This is a genomic window from Candidatus Sodalis sp. SoCistrobi, from assembly GCF_900143145.1.
In the GTDB taxonomy this organism is placed as follows: domain Bacteria; phylum Pseudomonadota; class Gammaproteobacteria; order Enterobacterales; family Enterobacteriaceae; genus SoCistrobi.
In genome coordinates, this window is the sequence record NZ_FRDB01000296.1 from 1 (window position 1) to 2775 (window position 2775).

The 2775-nt window shown below is 58.5% G+C and carries 2 protein-coding genes and 1 pseudogene; 1 reads left to right on the top strand and 2 read right to left on the bottom strand.

Annotated features, from left to right (window positions below):
- Positions 1-205: 205 nt before the first annotated feature.
- Positions 206-751, top strand: a complete 546-nt coding sequence (locus CINSTRO3249_RS14720; protein ID WP_125933212.1) for a hypothetical protein — start codon at positions 206-208, stop codon at positions 749-751.
- Positions 752-934: 183 nt separating this feature from the next.
- Here CINSTRO3249_RS14720 and rplY read toward each other — a convergent pair whose 3' ends face one another.
- A complete protein-coding gene (rplY, locus tag CINSTRO3249_RS14725) occupies positions 935-1219 on the bottom strand; it encodes a 50S ribosomal protein L25 (RefSeq protein WP_074013798.1) in 285 nt (94 codons plus the stop codon).
- Between the two features lie 125 nt (positions 1220-1344).
- Positions 1345-2650, bottom strand: a pseudogene (locus tag CINSTRO3249_RS14730) (DEAD/DEAH box helicase); the annotation flags it as partial.
- Between the last annotated feature and the right edge of the window lie 125 nt (positions 2651-2775).

A 2775-nucleotide genomic window follows, 5' to 3' on the forward strand; every position in this document is an offset into this window, starting at 1 on the left:
TGCTCATGCTGAGTTTCCAGCACTAGATTAACTGCCCGTTCACGGACTTCCGGAGAGTAACGTTTGGTCGTTGTCATAGAGACCTCCACTTTTAAAGTATAGACTCTAATTTATCCGGGGTGATTCAGTTCAGAAAAAAGTCCTCCAAACAGCATGTTTTCCTCATCGTATGGACGTGAACACTGGAGACGTTAGTGCAAATGATATGAAGTTAACAGCCCTGTCTATTGAGATGCAGGAGCTAGCTGATGGCGGACGCGCCAATTTTCCAGGGGCGGGAGGCGAAGCCGCGGAATTAGGCGAGGAGTCGGCAACGGATGCGGCTGCCACAAGCGCGGCGGAGCTGGCTGCAGCCCCGGTTGAGGAAACCGCAGGGGAGGTGGTCTTGGAAACGGTAGCGGAGGTGGCTGTGGATAACCTGGAGGTTGAAGCCGCGGAAGCCGGGACGTTAATCGGCGGACCGGTAGCTGGGCTTATCGCGTTAGCGGCCATTGAAGCCGCAAAAGAGGTGGGTGAAGCCGTCATCGAAAGCGCTGTCGAGTCGGCGGGGGATGCGGTAAGCGAAACGCTGCAGGACGCGGTTGGTTCGGCGGTCAAATCAGCGGCGGCGGCGACCACTGACGATGCCACGACGGATGCGATTGGCATAACGGCGGGCGAGGCGCTGATAGACTCGGTGGTCGAGAAGATTAATGAAAGGGTAGAGGGCCGATTGTCGGACAAGCTGAAAAAACGGTTTGGGGGTCATTAAGCGCGGCTAGAGTCGATAGGCGCAGAGTAACGGCGTCAACCACTCAGCGCGGGGGCTCGCCACGTCATAGGCCACTGACGCGGGCAAACGGCCACCTGACAAGACTCTGGCGACAGACCGGCTCTCGGCATCGGGTAAAAAAAAACGCCGCAGGTGGCGGCGTTTTCTCTCGACATTGAACGCTTAAGCGCGAACGAAATCGATGTGGGTCAGTTTCGGTTTGAACGGATGACGTTGCACCGCCTGTACCTTCACTTTACTTTCTTTACCGTCGATGACCAGTGCCAGAACGTCGGTGTAAAAACCGTCTTTGGTCTGGGTGTTCAGAACGATATCATGATCCAGCTCGATGGCGACCGGCGCTTCGGCGCCGCCGTAAACGATAGCCGGGAACTTGTTCGCAAGACGCAGGCGGCGGCTCGCACCCTTGCACTGGTCTTTACGGATTTCAGCGTTGATGGTTAACATAATTTTTCTCAAAACCGGGAATTGAACCTGCTACAGGCGACCCAGCAGCAGGCAGGATAAACATGCTTGTCAGTAAGCGGGCAGAATTTTACCGGAATTCCCGGCGCGGAGCAAACAAAACCCGGTCAGCCGCGTAATTCATGGGCGCGGCGCAAGCGGCCCTGATAGTCGAAGACTTTTTCGCGCACCTGCCAAAAATGGCCGCGCCGGCGGGCAACCACAAAATCCGGCGCCCGTAACTTGTCCCCTGCCGCTTCGATGTCCTTCGCCCGCTCCCAGGTAAACGCCATCCCCGGCGCGCGCAAGTGCAACGGCAGAAACCGCAGCGCAAACAGCCGCCGCTGCGCCGGCGTATGCAGGCGGTAGCGCTCGCCGACGTCGGCGCAGTCCTCGTCATAATAGGTCACCTGCAGCCATTCCCCCTTATCATCCTGACCCGCGCGCAGCGACATGCCGCTACAGCGCAGCACCAGCGCATCCTTCAGCCGTAGCGCCGCCTTGAGCTATATCATCAGGGTCGAGCAGGATCCGCTGGCAATGGTGGCAGCGGCGGGCGGCGATGTCGTTCTGCGCGCCGCAGTCGGCGCACAGTTTAAAGCGAAAGCGGTAGTCGCATTGCTGCCGCGCGTCCCGTTCGTCTTCATGCCAGTCCTGGCAGCGACGGCCGTAATGCTCAATCACCTCGCCGTCGCCCGTCGTTTTGCCCCAAAACAGATTGGCGAAACCGCAGGCAGGGCAAAAAACCTGCACCGGCTGGCTCTGCCCGTCCGGTTTTGCCTGCCCGACTTCCGGCGAGTAGAGATCGTGCCCGTTACCGGCATAATCCAGGATGAGACAGGCGGTTTTGCCGGGATAAAGCCGCAACCCGCGGCCGACGATCTGCTGGTACAGGCTCACCGAGGCCGTCGGGCGCAAGATGGCGATAACGTCAACATGGGGCGCACCGAAACCGGTGGTCAGCACCGCGACGTTGACCAGGTAATGCAGGCGCCGCGCGCGGAAGACGTCAATCAACCTGTCGCGCTCGGCGGCCGGGGTCGCGGCGCTGACCAGCGCCGCCTGATCCGAGGGCAGCAGGCCGAGAATTTCGCTGGCGTGCTCAACGGTGGCGGCAAAGATCATCACGCCCCGTCTGGCGGCGCCGTAATCACGGATTTGCGCGACAATCAGCGGTGTGATGCGCCGCTGGCGCTGTAATTCACCGTTAAGCGCTGTTTCGGGGTAGTCGCCCAGCGCGTTGGGGAGAAGGCGGCTGAAATCATAATGGCGCACCGGCATATCCAACCGCTCAGGCGGCACCAGATAGCGGTGCTTCACCATATAATGCAGCGGCAGTTCAAAAATGCAGTCGCGAAAGAAACACTCCTCATCGCCGCGCACCATGCCGTGGTAATGAAATTGATATATCCATCCCTTTCCCAGCCGGTAAGGCATAGGTATCTACACATTTATCGTGATACCTGTTATTACTTTGCAGAATGATTTCAACCTATCTGTTGGCGGGATTGACTCTCGCCTTACCCGCCGATATCAGACGCTGGTTAAACAGCATATGA

Coding starts and splice junctions, on each gene's coding strand:
- CINSTRO3249_RS14720 (WP_125933212.1), top strand. CDS start 206: ATGAAGTTAACAGCCCTGTCTATTGAGATGCAGGAGCTAGCTGATGGC.
- rplY (WP_074013798.1), bottom strand. CDS start 1,219: ATGTTAACCATCAACGCTGAAATCCGTAAAGACCAGTGCAAGGGTGCG.